The following is an 18999-nucleotide window of genomic DNA, read 5'->3' on the forward strand; positions in this document are numbered from 1 at the left end:
GGAGGCACGGACCCCGGGAGAGTCCCATCCCAACCATTCTTTCTCGTGTCGGTTTCATGAGGTTCGAGATCGCACGCACGCTCACGAATTCGGATCCGATCGCTTCACCAACCACCACACGGTACCCGGACCGAGCTCGAGCCGCGCCGCGCCGTCGACAGTTTCCCGTCGGACCACCTGCCCGGTTTGGGGGCTCACCTCGCGGCGTTCCCAGGTCTCTCCGGCGCGGCCCGGAGTGAACACGGCGGGCTCCGCAGTCCACACCAGCCACTGCTGCCCGGCCTCGACCAGAACATGCATCGGCGCGGCGGTTTGAACCTGTTGGGCCAGCATGCGGGGGACGGCCCGCAACAATTCGGGATCCGTGGAGGTCGGCAGACGGGGCAGGGAACCGCCCGCGCAAAGCCAGGCCCAACCCGCCGTGTCAAAGTCACAGAGAAGCGCCTTGTCCGGAAACCGCCGCCGGTATTCCGCGGCTATCGCGGCGAGATCTTCGTCGCGGGGTCGCCCCCCGCGCCACCGGCGTTCCCACTGGCGCGGCGCCAGATGCTGACCTCCGGGCGGCGCAAACTCGCCCTGCGCCGTCCGCCACCAGTACCGAAAGTCGATCACGTCCACGCGAGCTGCATACCGGGGATCGCCGAGGATGGTATCCTGAACGTCCTTCGGCGCCGACAGCACCACCACCGGGTCCTCACGGCTCTCGCCGGCCCACTCGTCCACGACATCCAGCCAGAACCTCACAAAATGGACCGGCCCGGTGAACTCGGCCCCCGGTGAATGCAGCACGTTGGCGCGGGCCCGCAGGGCCTCCAGGCACTGCCGGATGTACCGGCGATGCAACGGCCGACGCACCGGATGGGTCACGTCATAAAACGCCTCCGCCATGAAAATTCGCTTGTCGCCGGCATAAGGAGGCGGCTCCGGAAAACCGGTGTCGTTGATGTTGTTGGCGGTGCGCCACGGAAAGTCGGCCCAGTGCGCGCCCGCCTCCAGGACGTTGTGCTGAAAGTAGTGCTGGTGAAGGAGCACGAACCCGCGCGACTCACAGCGAACCGCAAAATCGCGGAGCCGTGACCAGTACCACGGGTTGAAGCGGGTCAGGTCGTACCGGCTGAGCCCGTCCCAGGCGCGACCCTGCCCGCTGCGGGCGAACGGCTGCTCGAAAAACGGCGCGACCACTTCCCCGTCCGGGCGTCGGATCATCTGGTGATCGTCGCGGCGTCGATCGTACCACAAGCCGTGATGATGCTCGAAGACGGGACGGCCCTGCTGTGCCATTGCATGCAGCACATCGTCCAGATCGTCGGTCCAGCCGGGCCCGATTCGCCCCGGCACGAACCGGGTCAGTGCGGGTCCCGACTGCGCCGCCTCCTCGGGTCGCAAACTCCCGCGCCACCACGCCGTCTTGAGGATGCCCCCCGTGAGCAACCGACCGTCCACCACCAGCCAGCCCCGGACGATCTGCACGGGCCGAGCCGGATGCGACGGGGCCGAGCCCGAGATCGGTCCTCGTCTCCACCGCGGCGCCTCCCCCGGATCCGCAAGACCGGGGTTCCCTTCCGCCAAAGATTCGATGAATGACCTCAAGGTTCCTGCGGGTTCTCGCGACTGCCGTGTCAGTTCCGCGGCCCGTTCGGGCGTCGGGTTGGTCACTTCCTCACGAGATTTCGACCACCACGCCACCTGCGCGGCGGCCTCGGGACCCAGGCGGGTTCGAACCTGCGCCCGCCACAAACTCTCCGGCCGCACGAACTCGTTGGACTGCCGCCAGATTCCGTTGCCCTCGAACCCGCCCCACGAACCAAACGACACGTTCCACGCCCCGGGCGGGTTCCAACACCGGATCACCGACGCGCTGCAATTCCACAACACCGAGTAGGCCGCCGCCCATCCAATTGCCTGGTGATTCCCGGGCCAGAAGCCCAGGTTCAATCCGCCGCCATCCACCTGGACGTTGTCGAACACCACCCCGCTGGCCCAGCTGCCCAGAGCACCACTGTCGCCGTGGGCCTCGAGGGCCTGGCAGAGCACAAACGCATTCGGACCGGCCGCGGCATGACCCACCCCGAAATCCCGCCGGCCCCGTTGCGAAAAACAGCGGAGGAACAACGTCTGTTGTCCTGCGGTGAAAAACGTTTCGCGCCGGTGTCCGCCCAACTCGGAGACCGGGTCCAGCGCCACACAATCCTGCACGGTGACGCGCCGTGCCGTCTCGTACACCGCCACGGCCGAACCGGCGAAAAACCGGACGGTCACCTGCCGGACCCACGCGTCCTCGACCGCCTCCAGCGTGATCCCGCACCAGGCATGGTCTTCGTCCCATGGCCGCTCGGGACCCCGGGCCAGTTCGAGGCACAGATTCTCGATTCCCACGTTCCGCAAACGCCCCGGCCAGTCCACCTGCGCGATCCATCCACCGCCGAGTTCCGCCTCCAAAGGGGTAGTGAGAGGGACGTCCCACCGGATGCGATCCCCCTCCACCGCGAGCAGGGTGCGCTCCCAGGCGACATCCCGACTGCCGGGTTTCCACCGCGCGCCGACACCACCGCCCAACTCCTGCATGCCGAGCTTCTCGATCCACGCCTGCGTGGATGGACGCACCACGAGAATCCTCTGGCCCGGCTCCAACCCCGCCGCGTCCCGCAGCCGGCAGTCGGTCGCGCCCACCGGGACATACGCGTCCGTCACGGTCCACGAAGCGTTCGTCCGCAACGTGCGATCCCCGGCTCCGCAGACGCGCACCAGGGTGCGACGATCCGTTCCCGTGGCCACCAACACGGTCCCGTTGGTGCCCATGCCCTGTCCCCGGAGCACAACTCCCGAGGCACGCAGCACGAGCTGGCCGGCGATCTCGTAGCGACCGCGCAACAGCAGCAACGCGCCCCGCCAGCCCCGGTCATCCAAGGGACGTGCAGCCAGCTCGTCCAGGGCAGCCTGAATGCGGGCGGTGTTGTCCCCCGGTTGGGGCTCGAGGACCCACACCACCGGGACCTCGGGCACAGGTCGGTCCCCGCCGGCATAGCCACAATGCGAAAAGTCCGGAATCCGGTTCCCGAGCGGGTCCGGTACGCAACTCAGGCGGCCGTCAGGTCCCAGCGAAACATCGGGTCCGCGAACCGCCTCCGCCGCCAGCAACGGCCCTGCGGCGCACAGCAGTGCCGCGATCCAAGCTCGCAACGTTACCCGCCCGCTCCGGCTCATGGCAGGGAACACTCCAAAGGTCGCAGTCCGTCCACCGATCCGATGCGCCGGCCGTCGGCCCAGACCTGCAGCCCGGCCCCACGACCGTACCGAGAGCCGTCCCGGTCCCAGATCACCGTCAGCAAGCGTCCGTGATAGGGCACGCCATCCAGACAAAACCAATCCCACGCCCCATCGGGCAGCAACGGCCAGACCTGGACCGTGGCATCCGGCTGCGGCACGAGTCCCACCACGCCCGCGATGAGCAGGTCCGCATAGGTCGAGTGATTGTAGTCCTTGCTGCGATCCCGCCCCCGGTTGATCCAGTCGCCCGTAACCTCGTCGTGATATTCCCCGATCCACGGGCGGCCGCGATGTTGATGGCTGCGCGTGTAGGTCAAAAAGGCGTCGAACCACGCACGGGGCGGCACGGGCACGGAGGCGCCGTGGCGCAACACGCGCGCCAACGCATCCAGCGTCTGGACCGTGGCAAACGGCCAGACGGCTCCGTCCCATTCGCAACGTCCCACGCCATGGGAGCGGAAGCGCGGATGCCGTCGTTCGGCCGTGGTCAGTCCCGCCGGGGCCCGGAATCCGGCCGGGTCGATGAGTTGTTGCCACGCCCGTTCGTACCCCCGGCCCGGCGGCACCAAGCCGAAGCGCCACGGCAGAAACCCGATGGCCTCGCGCGCGTCTGCAAGCTGACCGTCTTCCCGCAAGGTCTTGAAGAACCCGGCCGACTCATCCCAGAGCTTCTCCAACACCAGACTCTGCAGCCGGTCGGCGCGCTGTTCGAATTCCCGGGCCAGGTCCTCGCGGCGCGCCAGGCGGGCCAGGGCGGCCAGGGCCCGCGCGTTGCCGTACATGTAACAGTTCAACGGCAGGCGCGCATGACGCTCCGTGCGCGACCCGCTCAGCGATTCCTCCATGCCGTCGCGCACATCGTACTGCCAGAACAAGCCGTCCGGCCGTGCCTGCTCCCGCTCCCAGCGTCGATGGTCCTCCACCAAATCCTCCAACCAAACCAGCGCGCCGCTCGGATCCCCCTCCACCAGGAAACGTTCATACACCGCGGCGGCAAGCCACTGGCTGTAGCGGTGCAGATGCGGTTGGGGTCCGCCCTGATGTCCGCGCAACCAGAAGCGAAGGGTCCCATCCAGAATCTCGAAATCGCGCAACCACCGGCCTTCGGCCAGATGATGGCCCAGAGCGCAACTGATCGTGTTGTAGGGGCCGGCGTGGCTGACGGGGGGCAAAAACTCCGTCACCACCCAGCCCGTCGGTGTCCGGCGCAAGTGTTTGCGGAAGACCCACCAGCGGAAATAGTAGGTCCGCACAACCTCTGCGTCCGGGCATTCGAAGAAGGGGATGCGGGACTCCAGCCAGGACCAGGCCTCCGCGTTGGGAATGGCGTTGGTGACGGTTTCGTCGTCGAGGGCGTTGAACCGTTCAATCCAGGGCCGAAATGAATCCGGTTGAAGCACCTGCGGCGAGGATGCCCGCGCCCACACAGCCGAACCTGGCCAGAGCCCCCCGGCCACGGCCAGAAGGCCGAGCCAACGGCTGCCGCAACGCAGGTGCACGGATCGGGCTCGCACCATGGGTGCCTCTCAATGATTCGCCGGGCCGCCGGAGATCAGTCCGGATCCGGAAACTCGCCCACCAGCCAGCCCAGGTACTCCTCCAGGTTCGTGTAGCCGTCGCCGTTGCGATCCTGCTGGGCGTCCACTGGATCCCGGGGATCGAGCCCGGCGCGACGTTCCCAAAAGTCCGGCATGCCGTCGTCGTCCGAATCCCAATCCGGTGGCCGGCGAATCTCCGGATACTCTTCCCATCCACCCACGTCGTTTTGGGAGTCGGGCAAACCCGGCAAGCCGGTCCGACTGCCGCGGAAACGGGCGGTGCCGGTCCTGACCTCTTCCAAGATTCGCCGGTCCAGGTCGTCCTGAACCGGGAAGTTGCATCCGACATTTGCCAGCACGTTCGTGAACGTCTCGAAGGCACTGTGCGTCTGAACCATGGGATCAAAAAACGGCTGGTCGAACAAATACTGCTCGGGCGGTTCCCCCGGCCACAACCGCACGCCACCCCATTTTTCCTCGGGGCCCACGCGACCTTCCAGGACGTTGCCGGCGACGTAATAGTCCTGCGGACCGAATCTCGGGACGCCCTCCCGCTGGGGCCGCAGAATCCAGAACCACTCCGTGGCCGGTCCTGGTTTGTAGTAGTTGTTCACGAACTGTACCTTCGCTGCCCCGCCGTCCGTGGCGCGGTGGTGCCAGTTGTAAACCACGTTGTTGCGAATATCCAGCCAGCCGGCATGACGGCCGCTCTGATTCAGGCCACCGGCCAGGCTCCAGTTGCGACCGGCACAGTGGGCCAACAGATTGTGATGAAAACTGCCGATGTGCCCGCCGATGCTGGCGGCGTAGCCGTGGCGCGTGCCGGGCGGGTACTTGCGGTGACCGGCCTCGTTGAGCGCTTCGGCGATGAGGGTGCGCTGCAGCGTAATGTCCCGCGCGCCGCGGGAACTGAATCCCTCGTCCAACGTCCAACTGATCGAACAGTGATCCACAATGCAGTGGTCGCTGGAAGCCAGGCCCATCCCGTCCAGGGTCTCCCCGGAAATATCCCCGGGTCGCACGCGGAGGTACCGAATGATCACATCGTGCGTGCCCAGCACGCCAAAGTTGTAGCCGCGAATACAGATGCCCTTGCCCGGCGCGGTCTGCCCCGCCACGGTCAGATACGGATTCCGCACCACCAGCCGGGATTCCAAGGTGATCGTCCCGCCAACATCAAAAATGACCGTCCGGGGACCTTCCGCCTCCACGGCCGCGCGCAAGCTGCCGGGACCGTCGTCGTTGAGGTTGGTCACCTTGATCACGCGGCCGCCACGCCCGCCCCGGGCAAATGCTCCGTACCCCTCCGCCGTGGGAAAGGCCCGGTGACGGATGCGAAACCGCCATATCTCCCCCCGCGTGATCCGACCCGCCGCGTCTTCGGAATCGACCCGCCAAAAGTATTCTGCGAAATGACTCAGGCCCGTGAGGCGGTACTCGGCCCTCGTCAGCCGCCCCAGATGAGAAGGGTCCGCCGGACCTGCGGCCTCCACCGCGGCGCGGTTCGTACCAAAGTAGAGGTGGTGGGCCACGGCCTCGCGCCCCGGGCGCCACCGGAGCGTAACGGTTCCCCCGGCCTCTGCGGGAACGTGCTCATCCTCGCGTTCCGGCCAGGGATGCCGCGCTTGCCGCGCCGGGTCGGGTACGTCCACGGCGAAGGCATTCAACACGATTCCAGCCTCTCCCGCATCCGCGTGCGCCGGTTGAAACCGCACGAGCACCGAACGCCCCTCCTCGGCCGCGAACTCCACCCATGCCGTGGCCAGGTCATCGTCGTGCCGTGCCCGGCTGCTGGGTCGAATGGGGCCCGTCTGTTTTTCGTTGCCCACCCATACCTCGAACGGGGTTGGCTCGATCGACCGCGGTTCGTTGTGCCAAGTGGCCAGGCTGTGTCGGCCCGGCGGCAGACCTTCCAAGACCAGCTCCAGCCACGTTTGGCCCGAAGGGCCATGGACGGTCACACCATCCGATCCCAGTCGCACCCCTTCATCCAAGAAACCCTTCACCCAAACCATTTCCAAGCGGTTCGAGGGATGGGCGCGAAGGGTGATCGTCACAGGGCCAAAGCTCCGGCGCTGCTCGGTTCCGGGCTGCCAGGGCCAGCTTTGCCAACCGACGGCTTCCACATCCCGCCGGCGTTCGGCCGGGTTCAAGTCCACGCGCAATACCCCGGCCCGCCCCGGAACTCCGCCCGCAAGAAGCAGCAGGAAAACCCACGCAGCGATTGCGGCGCCGCCCCGGCCCGGGGAGCGTGAACCCTGCCGAACCGGTGCGTCGTCCCCGTCCGGACTGCCCACCGGACACGAGCGAACCGCCTTCGCCGGCCCGTTCACGGCTGGACCAGCCGATAGAAGACCGCTTCTGCGGCCGTGCCCACTGTGACCGTGTAGCGATTGGTTTGCCCCGAGCCGGCGATCGTTTCCCAATCCTCCGGACGCAGACTCAGACCTTCAGCCAGAGAGCGCACCTGCCGCTGCAGGACCCAACCGATGTGGCTGTCCGGCCACTGCAATGTGAGTTGACCGGCCGACCACACCACCTGCACCTGGGGCGGCTCCAGCGGCGCCGCCACAATCTTCACAATCCCGTTGGTGGCCAACTCGCTGCCGTCCCACATCATCCCGGGGCCGGGCGAAGCCGGCTCGAAAACAAAGTCAATGTTCGGATTCAACGGGGTGTTGGGCAGGTTGAAATTGTTGCTCACCACCAGGAAGGTCTGACCCACGGCGAAGGGCACATTCCCAATGTTGGTCATGGTGATGATCCCGCGGATGTTTCCGAACACGTCCACCGCCACCACGTCGTTGCGTGCCGGATGGTTCATGTCCACCTCGATCACCAGCCGGGCCCCTTGGTTCAGGTCGAAGCGGCCCTCCACCGAAAAGACGCCAATCGAGTGGCCGGGCGACAGCACGCCGCCGTTGTTGATCGCCAGCCGACCATCCGCACCAAGGCTGTAGCCATCCGGGTCACTCACCACACCCTCCCCCATCAACGTGCCGTTGATGTTGAGCCGGGCGGTGGTGTTGACGAAGCGCCCGTCCAGGATCAGCACGGCACCGGATTCCACCGTGGAGGTGCCCACGGCATTGACCGTGCCGGTGATCCGAGCGGTGCCGCCGGCGATCGTAACCGGCCCCTCGATGAGACCACTGCTGTCGAACGTACCCCCTTGGATCGTGATCCCGTTGCGGATCGTGCCCGAGCTGACCACGGTGCCCGAAGAGGCCAGGCCGTTGATGGTGCCCGCAAAGTTCAGGGTCCCGGCCGGGCCCACCGTGGTGGTGCCGACCGAACCGCTACCCTGCACCGTGCCCGCCTCCACCACCAGCGGCAACTGGCTGGTCGCGTCCATGATCATCGTACCCGTGCCCTGCTTGGTCATCTGACTGGTGCCTGCGATCGTGCCGCCGGAGAAACTGTAGGTTTTGCTCTGGTTGGTCACGAGCACCGGGCCCGGTGCCACGCTCCCCACGACTGTGATGGTGGTGGTTCCGGCGGCCGTGTCGTCAAACACGGCCGGCGCACCGTTCAGGAAACGTGCATTGCCCCTCCAGTTGGCCGTGGTTTGGTCCCATTGCCCATTGACCGTGCCCTCCCAAACCACCTGGGCCGGCGGGTTCGTGTCCACCACGGCCACGAGCAGCTTTCGGCTCGGGTCGTCCAGCAGGTATCCGTAGAAACCGGGCGGCAGGTCCAAGGTGAGATTCGCCGTGGCCGAATCATACGTAATCAGCGGGATCTCGGCCGGCACCTGGGCCAGGTTGCGAATTTCAGCCAGACGGATCTGGTTGCCGGTGCCGGAGGCGGTGAAGTTGGTCACGTAGATGTAGGGTTCCCCTCGGCTCCCGTCCACGTGCAGCGTCAGCGTGCCGCCGTTGAGGGTCAGCCGGGTTAGCTTCTTGTTGGGACCCGCGATCGTGTTGGACAAGATGAGGTGTCCGCCGTTGGTCACCACGAGTTGATTGTCGCCGGACAAGCCGGCGGGCCCGCCGACGTCCACGCGGTTGATCATGGCCGTCCCGCCCGGGCCCACAAACAGCCGACCCCAAGTGTTCCATGGCTCGCCGCCCGGGTTGGTCTCGGTGTTGTACCCCAACTCGAGCACCTCGTTGACACGGAAAAGGGCGGTGTTGCTGATGACCAGAGTCCCCTGGCAATAGCCGCGGTAAACCCCGGTGTTGGTCCGCGTGCCGCCGTCCTGGAACCCGAGCACCGCCCGGTTCACATCCACCACGCCACGGCCCACGAACATTTGCCCCTGGAAATTCGGGTCACCGTTCAGGAACGGACGGTCCCGGGCGATGTAGAAAAGGTCCGCCAGAATGTCCACGCTCCCGTTGTTGTCGCCGAAGTAGAGCCAGCTCTTGATGTTGCTGACCCCGCCGCCCGGGCCACTGTTGTCCGAGACGGCAAAAACCTTCATGCGGCCGCCGTCCACGTTCCGGAAAATCGCCACCGGATTGTCGTTGGCGAACGCAGCGTTGAAACGAACCCGTCCCTGCTGGTTGGCCCCCACGAAACAAATGCTTTCCATGTAAAACTCATTGTACGCGCCCAGATAAAGGTCCCGGATCTGCGTCGTACCGGAAATGCCGCTGCGCATGTAGGCCATGGAAAAGATCCGGCGCTCCGGGTTCTGGTAGTTCTCCGGATCGGTGTAGTGGGCGCGAATGATGTTGGTGCGGGCCAGGTACACGTTCGGCACGAAACGACGGGGCGCGCCGGTGTACCCGTTGTCCAGCAGATTCCAGTAATTTGGATAACTGGCATAATCCCCCAGGCCCACCCGATACACATCGGCCACCAGGGTGCCCAGGCCCGAGAGGTTCAGTTCGTGCGCGATCTGGCCGTCCAACGTGACGGCGATTTCCGCCTGCATGTTGCTGACGACCAGACGCCCCTGCGGCCCGGCAATCGTGACGGTGGGCCCGTTACCCAAACCGGCCCATTCGTTCACATAATCGCGGAGGATCCGGAGCCCGCCCGGGCCCACCACCTGGAGCGTTCGCTGCGGTTCGATCCAGAGTCCGTAGTAGCGGGTGGCGTTCGTCGTGGCGAAACGCAGCGACGCCACCGTCACGTCCTGGTCCACCACCACGTTGGTAAAGGCGGCCGTCTGTCCGCCCGGATCGCCAAACACGATCTCCGCGCCCTCGGGGGGGACCTGCCCGCCGAGCCAGTTGGTGGGCTCCGACCACCGGCCCTGCACCTGATCGGCACCCGCCCAGAAACGGGCCACCTGCAGGGTCAGAATCAGGGCGTTGGTGGCGCCGCCCGATCCGACCAAACGGAAGGGATGCTCGCCTTCCGCCACATTGTCCCAGTTCAACGTAAGCAAGACCGCCCCGGACGCCGTCAACGAACCGGGATTCACCGAGGCCGTGGCCCCCGTGGGCAGCCCTTCCACCGTCACGTTTACCGGTTCCGTGACCCCGGTCAAAACGGCGTAATTGGACCAGACGATGGAGCCCGACGAGCCGACCGGCACCGTGTGGCGCAACTGCACCGCTCGAAACTGAACCGTCTGCGCCCAAAGCGAGCCGGCGCCCGCCGCCATCACCGCCAGAGCCCATCCGATCAGCCACCGTCGCATCGATGCAGGTAACATGTCCGGATGCCGCGTGGCTCCACGACTTCCTGTTCGTTGGCCGCTCACCATTGTGCCTCCTTTTCCACGGTTATGCTTCGTCCGCCTCCACTGTAAGCTTCGCGCGCAGCGCGCCCCGGGCGCCCGGCCGTTCCTTGCGTCCCCCGGCTCAGTTGTACGGCAGCCGGTCGTTCAGCCAGAGATAGTCCGGATTGCCCCGGGCGGAAACGTTCCGCTCGATCACGCCCTTGACCACCGGCCGCTTGGTGCCCGGATGCGTCCATTTATGCACCTCGGAGTGGCCGTCCGCGAAGGAAAAGTTCGCGCCACCCCCGGCATGATAGCTGGCCGGCAAATTGCGGAACACGGCATTGGCCAGGGTCGCGCCCGCCACCGAATGAAAGACCGCATCGTCAATGCTGCCCGGGTGCTCGTCCAGGGTCACAAAGGTCATGGCCGGCCCCGGTTTGACCAGCTGCGTCACCTTGGTAAAGCCGCGGTCCGGGTAGATTCGATCGTAGGGGTTGGGATTGTACACCGTTACGCTGATGCCCCCCAGAAAGGCGTTGCCAGAGATGCTGAGCACGCGCGGACCGTTGTCGGAGGGCACCGTGTCGGCCGGGCATTTGTAGACGCCCGGCTGCTGCACATAGGGCGCCAGCAGGGACTGCTGCGGATCCACCAGCTTCCACGCGTTGGTATTGTCGGGGTTCATTCCCCAGTCCACTCCATTGGCCACCAACTTGGGTGGCATGCGATCGTCGTGATCCGAAACGTAGAGCATCCAGCCCGTCATGATCTGTTTGGTGTTGCTCATGCAGGCGATGGCCTGTGCCTTGCCCTTGGCCCGGGAGAGGGCCGGCAGGAGCATGCCCGCCAGAATCGCAATGATGGCAATGACCACCAACAGTTCGATCAGGGTAAACCCGTGACGGCAACGTTGCACCCCGCCGCTGGGCAACCCCACCCGCGCCGTCCGACTCGATTCAATCCCGCACTTCATGGAAACGCACTGTCTGAAAAAGGAAGTTTTCACGATGGAGAACAAGCTCGAACAAACCCAAGGCAGCCTTGCACTCCGATCCGCCCCCACCCCGGCACAGTAGACACCACCCCTTCGACCGGACCAATCGTGCCGGCACTGCGCCACTGGGCCTGGGCGAACCACCAAAACCACGCGTGCAATATAAGCGGAGTCCGGAAAACCGGGTAATGTGAATCGCGCCAAAAGGTTTGCGAATCCTGACAACAAGCCCGGGCATTTTCCGCAATACCCCGCTCCGGCTTGCCCCCCTTGCCGTCCACCGGACATCCTGTGAAACGGCCGCCGACACCAAAAGGCCGTTCACCTGACCGCCAACCCGGCGCGGGCAGGAGTTTCCGGTTGCCTTGTGCAGGAGCAAATGACAACCCAACGGCTCGAGGCCGACAGCCCGGAGAAATTCCGCAGGGCGGTCGAAGCCGCCGCCGCTCTGCTCCGGCAGGGCCAGGTGGTGGCTCTGCCCACGGAAACCGTGTACGGGCTGGCCGCGAACGCCCTGGACCCCGTGGCGGTCCGCCGCGTCTACGAGGTCAAGGGCCGACCCGCCTCCAACCCGCTGATCGTCCATGTGGCCTCGCTGGAGATGGCGCGGGATTGTGTCTCGGCCTGGCCGGAGACGGCCGAGCGGCTGGCCCGCGCGTTTTGGCCCGGGCCGCTGACCCTGGTGTTGCCGAAGGCTGACTCGATTCCCCCGGAGGTCACCGGGGGTGGCAACACGGTGGCGATTCGGTGGCCCGCTCATCCCTTCATTCAGGCCGTCATTCTGGAATGCCAGTTTCCTTTGGCCGCCCCCAGTGCCAACCTGGCCAACCGCGTCTCTCCCACCACAGCCGAGCACGTTCTGGCCCAGTTGAATGGCCGCATCCCACTGGTGGTGGATGGAGGACCCTGCGCGGTCGGGATCGAGTCCACCGTGATCGACCTGGCCCGTCAACCGCCGCGCATCCTGCGCCCGGGCATGATCCACGCCGAGGCCCTGGCGCCCCTGTTGCCCGGCCTCGGGCAAGCACCGCACATGCCCCTTGAGGCTTGTGCGCCCGCAAGCCCGGGCCTTTTCCCCAAGCACTACGCGCCGGCAGCGCCCGTCCGGGTTCTCTCCTGGACCAGCCCCGAGCATCTTTGTCAACAATTGCGTAAACTCGGCGCCGATCCCGCCGCAGCCCACGTCTTGGCGCATACCACCATCCCCCAAAAGGGTCCATTCGCCGACGTCTGGGTCCTGCCGCGCGATCCGGTGGCTTATGCCCGCGCCCTGTACGCCACCTGGCACCGCTGCGACCAACAGGGCGCGCGGCTCATCATCATGGAAGCCGTCCCGGAAGAGTCCGCGTGGGCCGGAATCGCCGACCGCCTCCGCCGCGCCGAGGGTCTGGCTTCCCCTCCGGCCTGAGCAACATCGGAGCAAGGTGCCGGTCGCCCGGCCGCACCCAAACCGCCCGGTCTGGAACCGCCGCTGCCCCGTTTGCCATTGCCGACAGGAGGTTTTCTGATTAACTGACCGCATGAACAGAGGGTTGATTCTGGCTTGCATACTGGCCTGTGGGACCTGGAGTGTGCTCCCTGCCGCGGCGCAAGGGCGCATCGCCACCGTGGACCTGACGCGCGTGTTCGACAATTACTGGAAAACGAAGGAAGCCGAAGCCGCGCTGAAAAAGCGGGGGGCCGAGCTCGAGCAGGACCACAAGAGCATGGTCGAAGAGCTGCGCAAACATAACGAGGAGTACCAGAAACTTCTGGCCTCGGCCGGCGACCAGGCGGTTTCGGAGGAGGAACGCGAGCGGCGCAAACAGAATGCCGAGGCCAAGCTCAAACAAATGCGCGAGCTTCAGGAGTCGATCGCCCAGTTCGAGCGCCAAGCCCGCGCGACGATCGAGGAACAACGCAACCGGATGCGGAACAATCTCCTCAGCGAAATCCGCACCGTCATCCAATCCCGCGCCAAAGCCGCCGGCTACGCGCTGGTCATCGATGTCTCTGCCGATTCCATCCGCAACACGCCCGTGGTTCTGTACAACAGTGGCGACAACGACATCACGCAGGCCGTGCTCGATCAACTCAACCTCAACGCCCCGGCCTCCACGAGCAGCACACCCTCCAAACCGTGAGCCGGGGATATGGCAGGAGTGGCGTGTCCGTCCTCCCCGGCACCTCGTAATCCACGACCCATGCCCGTCCATCTGCCCCCGCTCAGCCGCAGATCCTTCCTGCGCCGGATTCTTTGGACCAGCCTCGGCCTGGCCACCACTCCGTGTCTTGCCAGTTCGGGTGTCGGGCGTCGCCGACAGGACCTCCACCGGTATGCCTTGATGGCAGACACCCACATTGCCGCCGATCGCACCCGGCAACACGGCGGTATCGTCATGGCCGAGCACCTGGAGAGGACCGTTCGCCAAATCCTCACCCGGCCCGCGGTGCCCGCTGCAAGTTTCATTGCCGGCGACCTGGCCTTCAGTCAGGGCGAGACCGGCGACTACCGACAACTGGTCGACCTGTTGGCACCGCTCCGTGCTGCAGGGCTGCCCGTGCACCTGGCCCTGGGCAATCACGATCACCGCGACCGGTTTCTGGAGGCCGTCCCCTGGGCGGTGCGCCCCGACCGTCCCTTGCGGTCCCACTGTTGCGCCGTGGTGCCCTCCCCGCGCGTCAATTGGTTCATTCTCGACTCTCTGGAGGTGACCCTCTCCACGCCCGGCCTGCTGGGCCCCGACCAACTTGCCTGGTTGGGCCGGGCTCTGGACGCCCGTCGTCGCCGGCCCGCCATCATCCTCCTCCATCATCACCCCGACCTGGCACCGAACACGGTGGGGCTCAAGGACACGGAAGCCCTGCTGGCCGTCATTCGGCCCAGAACCCAGGTCAAGGCCTGCATTTTCGGCCACACCCATCGCTGGGGCCTGAGCCGGGACGAGAGCGGCATTCACATGATCAATCTTCCCCCCACCGCGTATGTCTTCCGCGAAGAGTTCCCCTCCGGATGGGTGGAAGCCCGGGTGCGCACCGATGGCTTGGACCTCCGACTTTGGTGCCTCAACGATCGGCATCCGGAGCACGGCCGCGAGGTTCAATTGACCTGGCGCCCCGGTTGACCGGGGCCCGTTGCGTCTCTCCCTCTGCCGGCCTGCCCAAGGGCTCGAGTCGCCCCTTGACCTTGAAGCCGGTTCCCGAGCTTCGCCCGGCACACGGGCGTCGAGCCTGCCGACGCCGCTCGGTTCACAAGCTTGCGCAACCCACGCCGCGCTCAGGCCCTCCGTTCCGGCCTACAGACCCCGCACCTCCCAGCTCGGACGGTACCGGCGCCGCAGATACGCGTTGGCCTCCGACAGGTTTTTAAAGCGCAGCGCGGCCGCATCCCACTCCAGGGTGGTCTGCGGAAAATGGGTGGCCACGCATCCCAGCAGCACCGTTTCGGTCAACGGCCCCGAGTAATCGAAACCGGCCGTGGTACGATCGTTGCCCCGGACCGCTTCTAGGAATTGCGTGTAATGATTTGCGCCTTCGATCCCGGGCATGTGAAAGCCCTCGAACTGCTTTCGCGGAAACAGCTTGGGCATCCCGATATGAGGCAACAACATGACGCCTCGCGTCCCGATGCACAACGAACCCTGAGCCGGCCAGGGTTCATCCTCGATGAGCGCCCGCACCTCAGGGGGTGGCTTCTGGGTCCCGTCGTACCAGGTCACCGGCAGCGTGGCCTCGGCGGTGTAGGCGGTGCCCGGAAAGGTGTAGTGAATCCGCGCATTGGAGGCCCAATTCCACGCGTTGGGCGCAGCGCCTTCGGATCGCACGCGCACGGGCGCCGTCAGCGCCAGGGCATTGAACACTGGATCGAAGATGTGACAGCCCATGTCGCCCAACGTGCCCGTGCCAAAATCGAGGCGCCGCCGCCAGTTGCCCGGGTGGTAATACCCCTCGCCAATGTACGGCCGCCAGGCCGCCACCCCCAGCCAACCGTCCCAATCGAGCCCGGGCGGCACCGGATCGCTTCGCTGCGGTGGCGGACCCGGATCGCCCCAGTCCTTGTCACTCCACAGATGGACCTCCCGTACCTTGCCGATTACGCCGCTGCGCACCAGGGCAACTGCCAGTCGATACTCCTGCAGGGAGTGAATCTGAATGCCCATTTGGGTGACCAATCCCTTTTGACGTGCCACCCGGGTCAGCTGACGGGTCTCGTAGACATCGTGCGTCAACGGCTTTTGCACATACACATGCACGCCCCGCTGGAGAGCGGCCATGGCAATCGGTGCATGCATGTGATCGGGCGTGGAGACGTTGAGGGTGTCCAGCTCCTTTTCGGTCTCCAACAACCGCCGCCAGTCCTGGTAGATCCGCACGCCCGGAAACTTCTGGCGCCACGCCTCCGCCCGCGGCAGATCCACGTCTGCAATGGCCACGAGCTTCACGAAGGGATGATGCGTGATGCTGTTGAGGTCGCTGGCCGCCATGCCACTGGCGCCGATGCAAGCGTGGAGGATGGTCTCCGAAGGAGCCACCCGACGGAGCCGACCCCGCCCGGTACAGCCCGCTCCTCCCACGACAGCCGCTACGGCGGCCATGCGTTGCAAAAACTCCCGACGACTCAACCGTTGTCCCTTCATCGCCCGTCCTCCTCAGTCATCCTTGGTCAATCCGGCAGTTCCCGCACCCAGAGGTCCCGGAACCACACCGGCGTCCCATGCGCCTGCAGCTCGATCGGCCCGGCGGGTGGCAGCGGCTTGCCGCGCTCCCAGTAGTTTTCCAGGGGCGTGTTCTCCACCACCAACTGGTCGTTCAGGAAAACGTGGACGCGGTCTCCCATCATGACGATGCGGAAGCGATTCCACTGCCCCACGGGCCGGTCGGCGCGAAGCCGGGGTCGCGAAGGATGTTGCTGGTTGTTATAAAGGCCGCCGGAGCCCACCTCGCGTCCGCCGCCCACCGGGGGTGTGAACGGATCCCAGATTTGCACCTGAGGGACGCCCCGCAGGTAGATGCCACTGTCACTTTGAGGCGCGATCTTCCACTCGCAGACAAATTCGAAGTTTCGGAATTCCTGCTCCGTGCACAAATTGTCGAATCCCTTGCCCCGGTATACCAGGGCACCGTCTTCCACGCGCCAGTTCTCGCGCATCAGGGCATCCGCCCGCGCCCGGGCCGCAGCACGCTCCGTCTCCGTCATGCGGGCCCACTCCCTCGGATCCACCCACCCCTTCCATCCGGTCAGATCCCGGCCATTGAACAACGGGCGAAACCCGTCTCGGGCCCGGGATTCGCTGCGGCGCAATTCCTTGATGCGGATGTTGCGGAATTGAACCGGATCCCCGTGGCCGAGAAACCCGATGTGACCCTGCTCGCGGAACAAGCCGGGATGCCGGCGCAGCACGTCCAGGTCATGCACCTCGTTCAGGTTCACGTCCAAAACGGTCTGCCCGTTGACGCGCACCCGGATGTGCCGGCCATCGGCGAGAATCTCCTCGGTGTTCCATTGTCCCGGCGGTCGCAGGGCCCCCCGGCGCGCCGCGGCCACGTCGTAGATCGAACCGTGAAACTGCTCGGGCCGTAACCGCCCCCACTTGCCCTTCAAGGCCGCGGTCTCCTCCAGAATCTGAATCTCCATCCCCGCATAAGCCGCATCGCCTTCCAGCGGAGCCCGAATGCCGACGCCATTGTTCGAGCCCTCCTCCAGCCTGAAGTCGAACCTCAGAATGAAGTCGCGAAACTGGCGCGTGGTAAACAGGTTCCGACCCCGGGGGGTGCAGTGAAGGATTCCGTCCTGCACCACGTAACCGTCGGGCGGGCCGCCCACGTGTTGCCAGCCATCCAACGAGCGGCCATCGAACAGCGCTTCGAATCCCGGTTCGACCCTCGGGCCGGTACAACTACAAACGCAAAGGGCCCCGATCCCCAATGCCAACCAACCCCACCGTCCGACCCTGGGAGATTTCTTATGCATAGAATCAGTAGGCTTGGCCGCTTCCGGACCCTTGCCGCCCCTTCGCCCGTGACGGCCTTGCACCCGGAGAGGCTGGGGCGCACCCGGCCGCAGAGTCAAGGCCGGCCTCGAAACCCGCGGGGTGCACTGCCGGCCAGCCTGCTGGGAACCTGCGCGCCGCCGGCCACGGAATCCAGCCGCCCCGGCCGGTTTCGCCCGGCCCACCCCTGTTGCAGGCCGCACATTTTTGTTGCCTGGCAAAGCCCGGCCGTTCCATCAATGCTATTGCCCGCCCACAGAAGTGGGCCTGTTCATGCCGGAGCCGCCCGGCGGCTGCCGGAAACAAGTCGGCGGGCCCGGCCCGCCAGCTGAGAATCAGGTTTACATCGAAGTTGCCATGCCGATTTACGAGTTTGCCTGTCCCAAATGCCGGCGCATCTACAGCTTCCTGTCCAAGCGGGTGAACCCCGACCGAACACCCGTGTGCCCGAAATGCGGCAACAAAGACCTGGTCAAGCAGATCAGCCGGTTCGCCTTCGTGAAGGGGGTCCCCGAACCGACCAGCAAGGCTGCTGATGCCGAGGAGGGGCCGCCGGGTCCGGACTTCGATGATCCCCGCGTCGAACGGGTCATGCAGGAGCTGGAACGGGACATGGAGCATTTGGACGAAAACAATCCGCGCCACATGGCCTACGTCATGCGCAAGATGAAGGATCTCATGCCGCCGGGCAGCGTGCCCAAAGAACTGGACGTGGCCATCAAACGTTTGGAAGCCGGGGAAGACCCCGAGAAGATCGAAGAGGATATGGGCGACGTCCTGGGCGACCTCCTCGGACCGGAAGGCGAGGAGGACGAATTTGGCGGCGGGTTCGGCGGCTACACGCGCGACGAAGGTCTCTACGAGTACTGAGCGCGTTTGCGGGACGGTTCGCACGGGCCGGGCCTCAAAGAAACGGCCGGAGCAACTGCCTCCGCTGGAAGAACGCCGTTTCGAGAAAGCCGGCCTTCAACCACCCGGGCGGGTGCACCAGCAAAGTCGATCGGGGGCCTGGTTCTCAACAACCGCCCGCGACCGACGCGAAGGACTCATCCGCCTCCGGGCTCTGTCCTCGCGAACGATTCGATCCGCCGGTGGCCGATCCCGAGCCGTCGATGTCCGCGGCCTTCCCGCCGACTCTCCATCAAGTCGATGGCCCGCCGCTCGTGGGTCACCCGTCCGAGAGTGATGCCCCATCGGAGAGCGCGAGAGTCCGCCGCACGGAATGCAGAGAGGCTCCGCCCCATCACCGGTGCCTGCCGTGTCGCCTGCGGCTCGCGATTTGCCCGGGCCGTTTCGCTCTCCAGGGCACTCCGGTCGGGGCGTCCCCAAACCGCGGCAGAACCGCGACGCGAAATTCCCAGCTGCCCCGGATGCGTCGACCGTCCGACCCGCCGGCGGCTTTGTCACCAGAATTGGGGACTGTGCCATTGCTCGGAGGGGCTTAAGGTAGGGGCAGGTTGGCGATGCAAAAGGGCAAACCGTGTGCATGCCAAGAGGCGTAGAGCTGCCGCGCCGCATCGAACGCGAGACAATTTGAGTGCTTTGGGTCTCTGTGCCGGGCCGGATCCGTTCGGGATCCGGCCCGTTCCTTTGCGCGGATCGGATCGCCCC

Annotated in this window: 11 protein-coding genes; 4 read left to right on the forward strand and 7 right to left on the reverse strand. The window is 65.7% G+C overall.

What is annotated here, in order from left to right:
* Positions 1-81: 81 nt before the first annotated feature.
* The 5 genes from ACPDIT_RS03190 to ACPDIT_RS03210 all read right to left on the reverse strand — a co-directional run bounded on the left by ACPDIT_RS03190 (position 82) and on the right by ACPDIT_RS03210 (position 11398).
* Positions 82-3204: a DUF6298 domain-containing protein gene (locus ACPDIT_RS03190; protein WP_423441479.1), complete on the reverse strand. Its 3123-nt coding sequence runs from the start codon at positions 3202-3204 to the stop codon at positions 82-84.
* Entirely contained in the window at positions 3201-4784 is a 1584-nt protein-coding gene (locus ACPDIT_RS03195; protein ID WP_423441481.1) for an MGH1-like glycoside hydrolase domain-containing protein, read from the reverse strand. Before ACPDIT_RS03195 ends, ACPDIT_RS03190 begins: the two co-directional genes overlap by 4 nt.
* A gap of 35 nt (positions 4785-4819) precedes the next feature.
* On the reverse strand, positions 4820-7138 hold the full coding sequence (locus tag ACPDIT_RS03200; RefSeq protein WP_423441483.1) for a pectate lyase family protein: 2319 nt from the start codon (positions 7136-7138) through the stop codon (positions 4820-4822).
* Complete coding sequence (locus ACPDIT_RS03205) at positions 7135-10416, reverse strand: hypothetical protein (RefSeq protein ID WP_423441485.1); 3282 nt, start codon at positions 10414-10416, stop codon at positions 7135-7137. Before ACPDIT_RS03205 ends, ACPDIT_RS03200 begins: the two co-directional genes overlap by 4 nt.
* A gap of 148 nt (positions 10417-10564) precedes the next feature.
* Positions 10565-11398: a type II secretion system protein gene (locus ACPDIT_RS03210; RefSeq protein WP_423441487.1), complete on the reverse strand. Its 834-nt coding sequence runs from the start codon at positions 11396-11398 to the stop codon at positions 10565-10567.
* Positions 11399-11798: 400 nt separating this feature from the next.
* Here ACPDIT_RS03210 and ACPDIT_RS03215 point away from each other — a divergent pair, with 400 nt between their 5' ends.
* The 3 genes from ACPDIT_RS03215 to ACPDIT_RS03225 all read left to right on the forward strand — a co-directional run bounded on the left by ACPDIT_RS03215 (position 11799) and on the right by ACPDIT_RS03225 (position 14523).
* Entirely contained in the window at positions 11799-12827 is a 1029-nt protein-coding gene (locus ACPDIT_RS03215) for an L-threonylcarbamoyladenylate synthase (protein ID WP_423441489.1), read from the forward strand.
* Positions 12828-12939: 112 nt separating this feature from the next.
* A complete protein-coding gene (locus ACPDIT_RS03220) occupies positions 12940-13542 on the forward strand; it encodes an OmpH family outer membrane protein (protein ID WP_423441491.1) in 603 nt (200 codons plus the stop codon).
* Positions 13543-13602: 60 nt separating this feature from the next.
* Positions 13603-14523 (forward strand): metallophosphoesterase, encoded by a 921-nt coding sequence (locus ACPDIT_RS03225; protein WP_423441493.1) that lies wholly within the window; start codon positions 13603-13605, stop codon positions 14521-14523.
* 171 nt (positions 14524-14694) lie between these two features.
* Here ACPDIT_RS03225 and ACPDIT_RS03230 read toward each other — a convergent pair whose 3' ends face one another.
* Positions 14695-16035, reverse strand: a complete 1341-nt coding sequence (locus ACPDIT_RS03230) for a Gfo/Idh/MocA family protein (RefSeq protein ID WP_423441495.1) — start codon at positions 16033-16035, stop codon at positions 14695-14697.
* Between the two features lie 26 nt (positions 16036-16061).
* Positions 16062-17369: a 3-keto-disaccharide hydrolase gene (locus tag ACPDIT_RS03235; RefSeq protein WP_423441497.1), complete on the reverse strand. Its 1308-nt coding sequence runs from the start codon at positions 17367-17369 to the stop codon at positions 16062-16064.
* 376 nt (positions 17370-17745) lie between these two features.
* Here ACPDIT_RS03235 and ACPDIT_RS03240 point away from each other — a divergent pair, with 376 nt between their 5' ends.
* Positions 17746-18258, forward strand: a complete 513-nt coding sequence (locus ACPDIT_RS03240; RefSeq protein ID WP_423441499.1) for an FmdB family zinc ribbon protein — start codon at positions 17746-17748, stop codon at positions 18256-18258.
* Positions 18259-18999 lie beyond the last annotated feature (741 nt).

Origin of the sequence: Limisphaera sp. VF-2 (assembly GCF_049537125.1) — a bacterium.
In the GTDB taxonomy this organism is placed as follows: domain Bacteria; phylum Verrucomicrobiota; class Verrucomicrobiia; order Limisphaerales; family Limisphaeraceae; genus Limisphaera.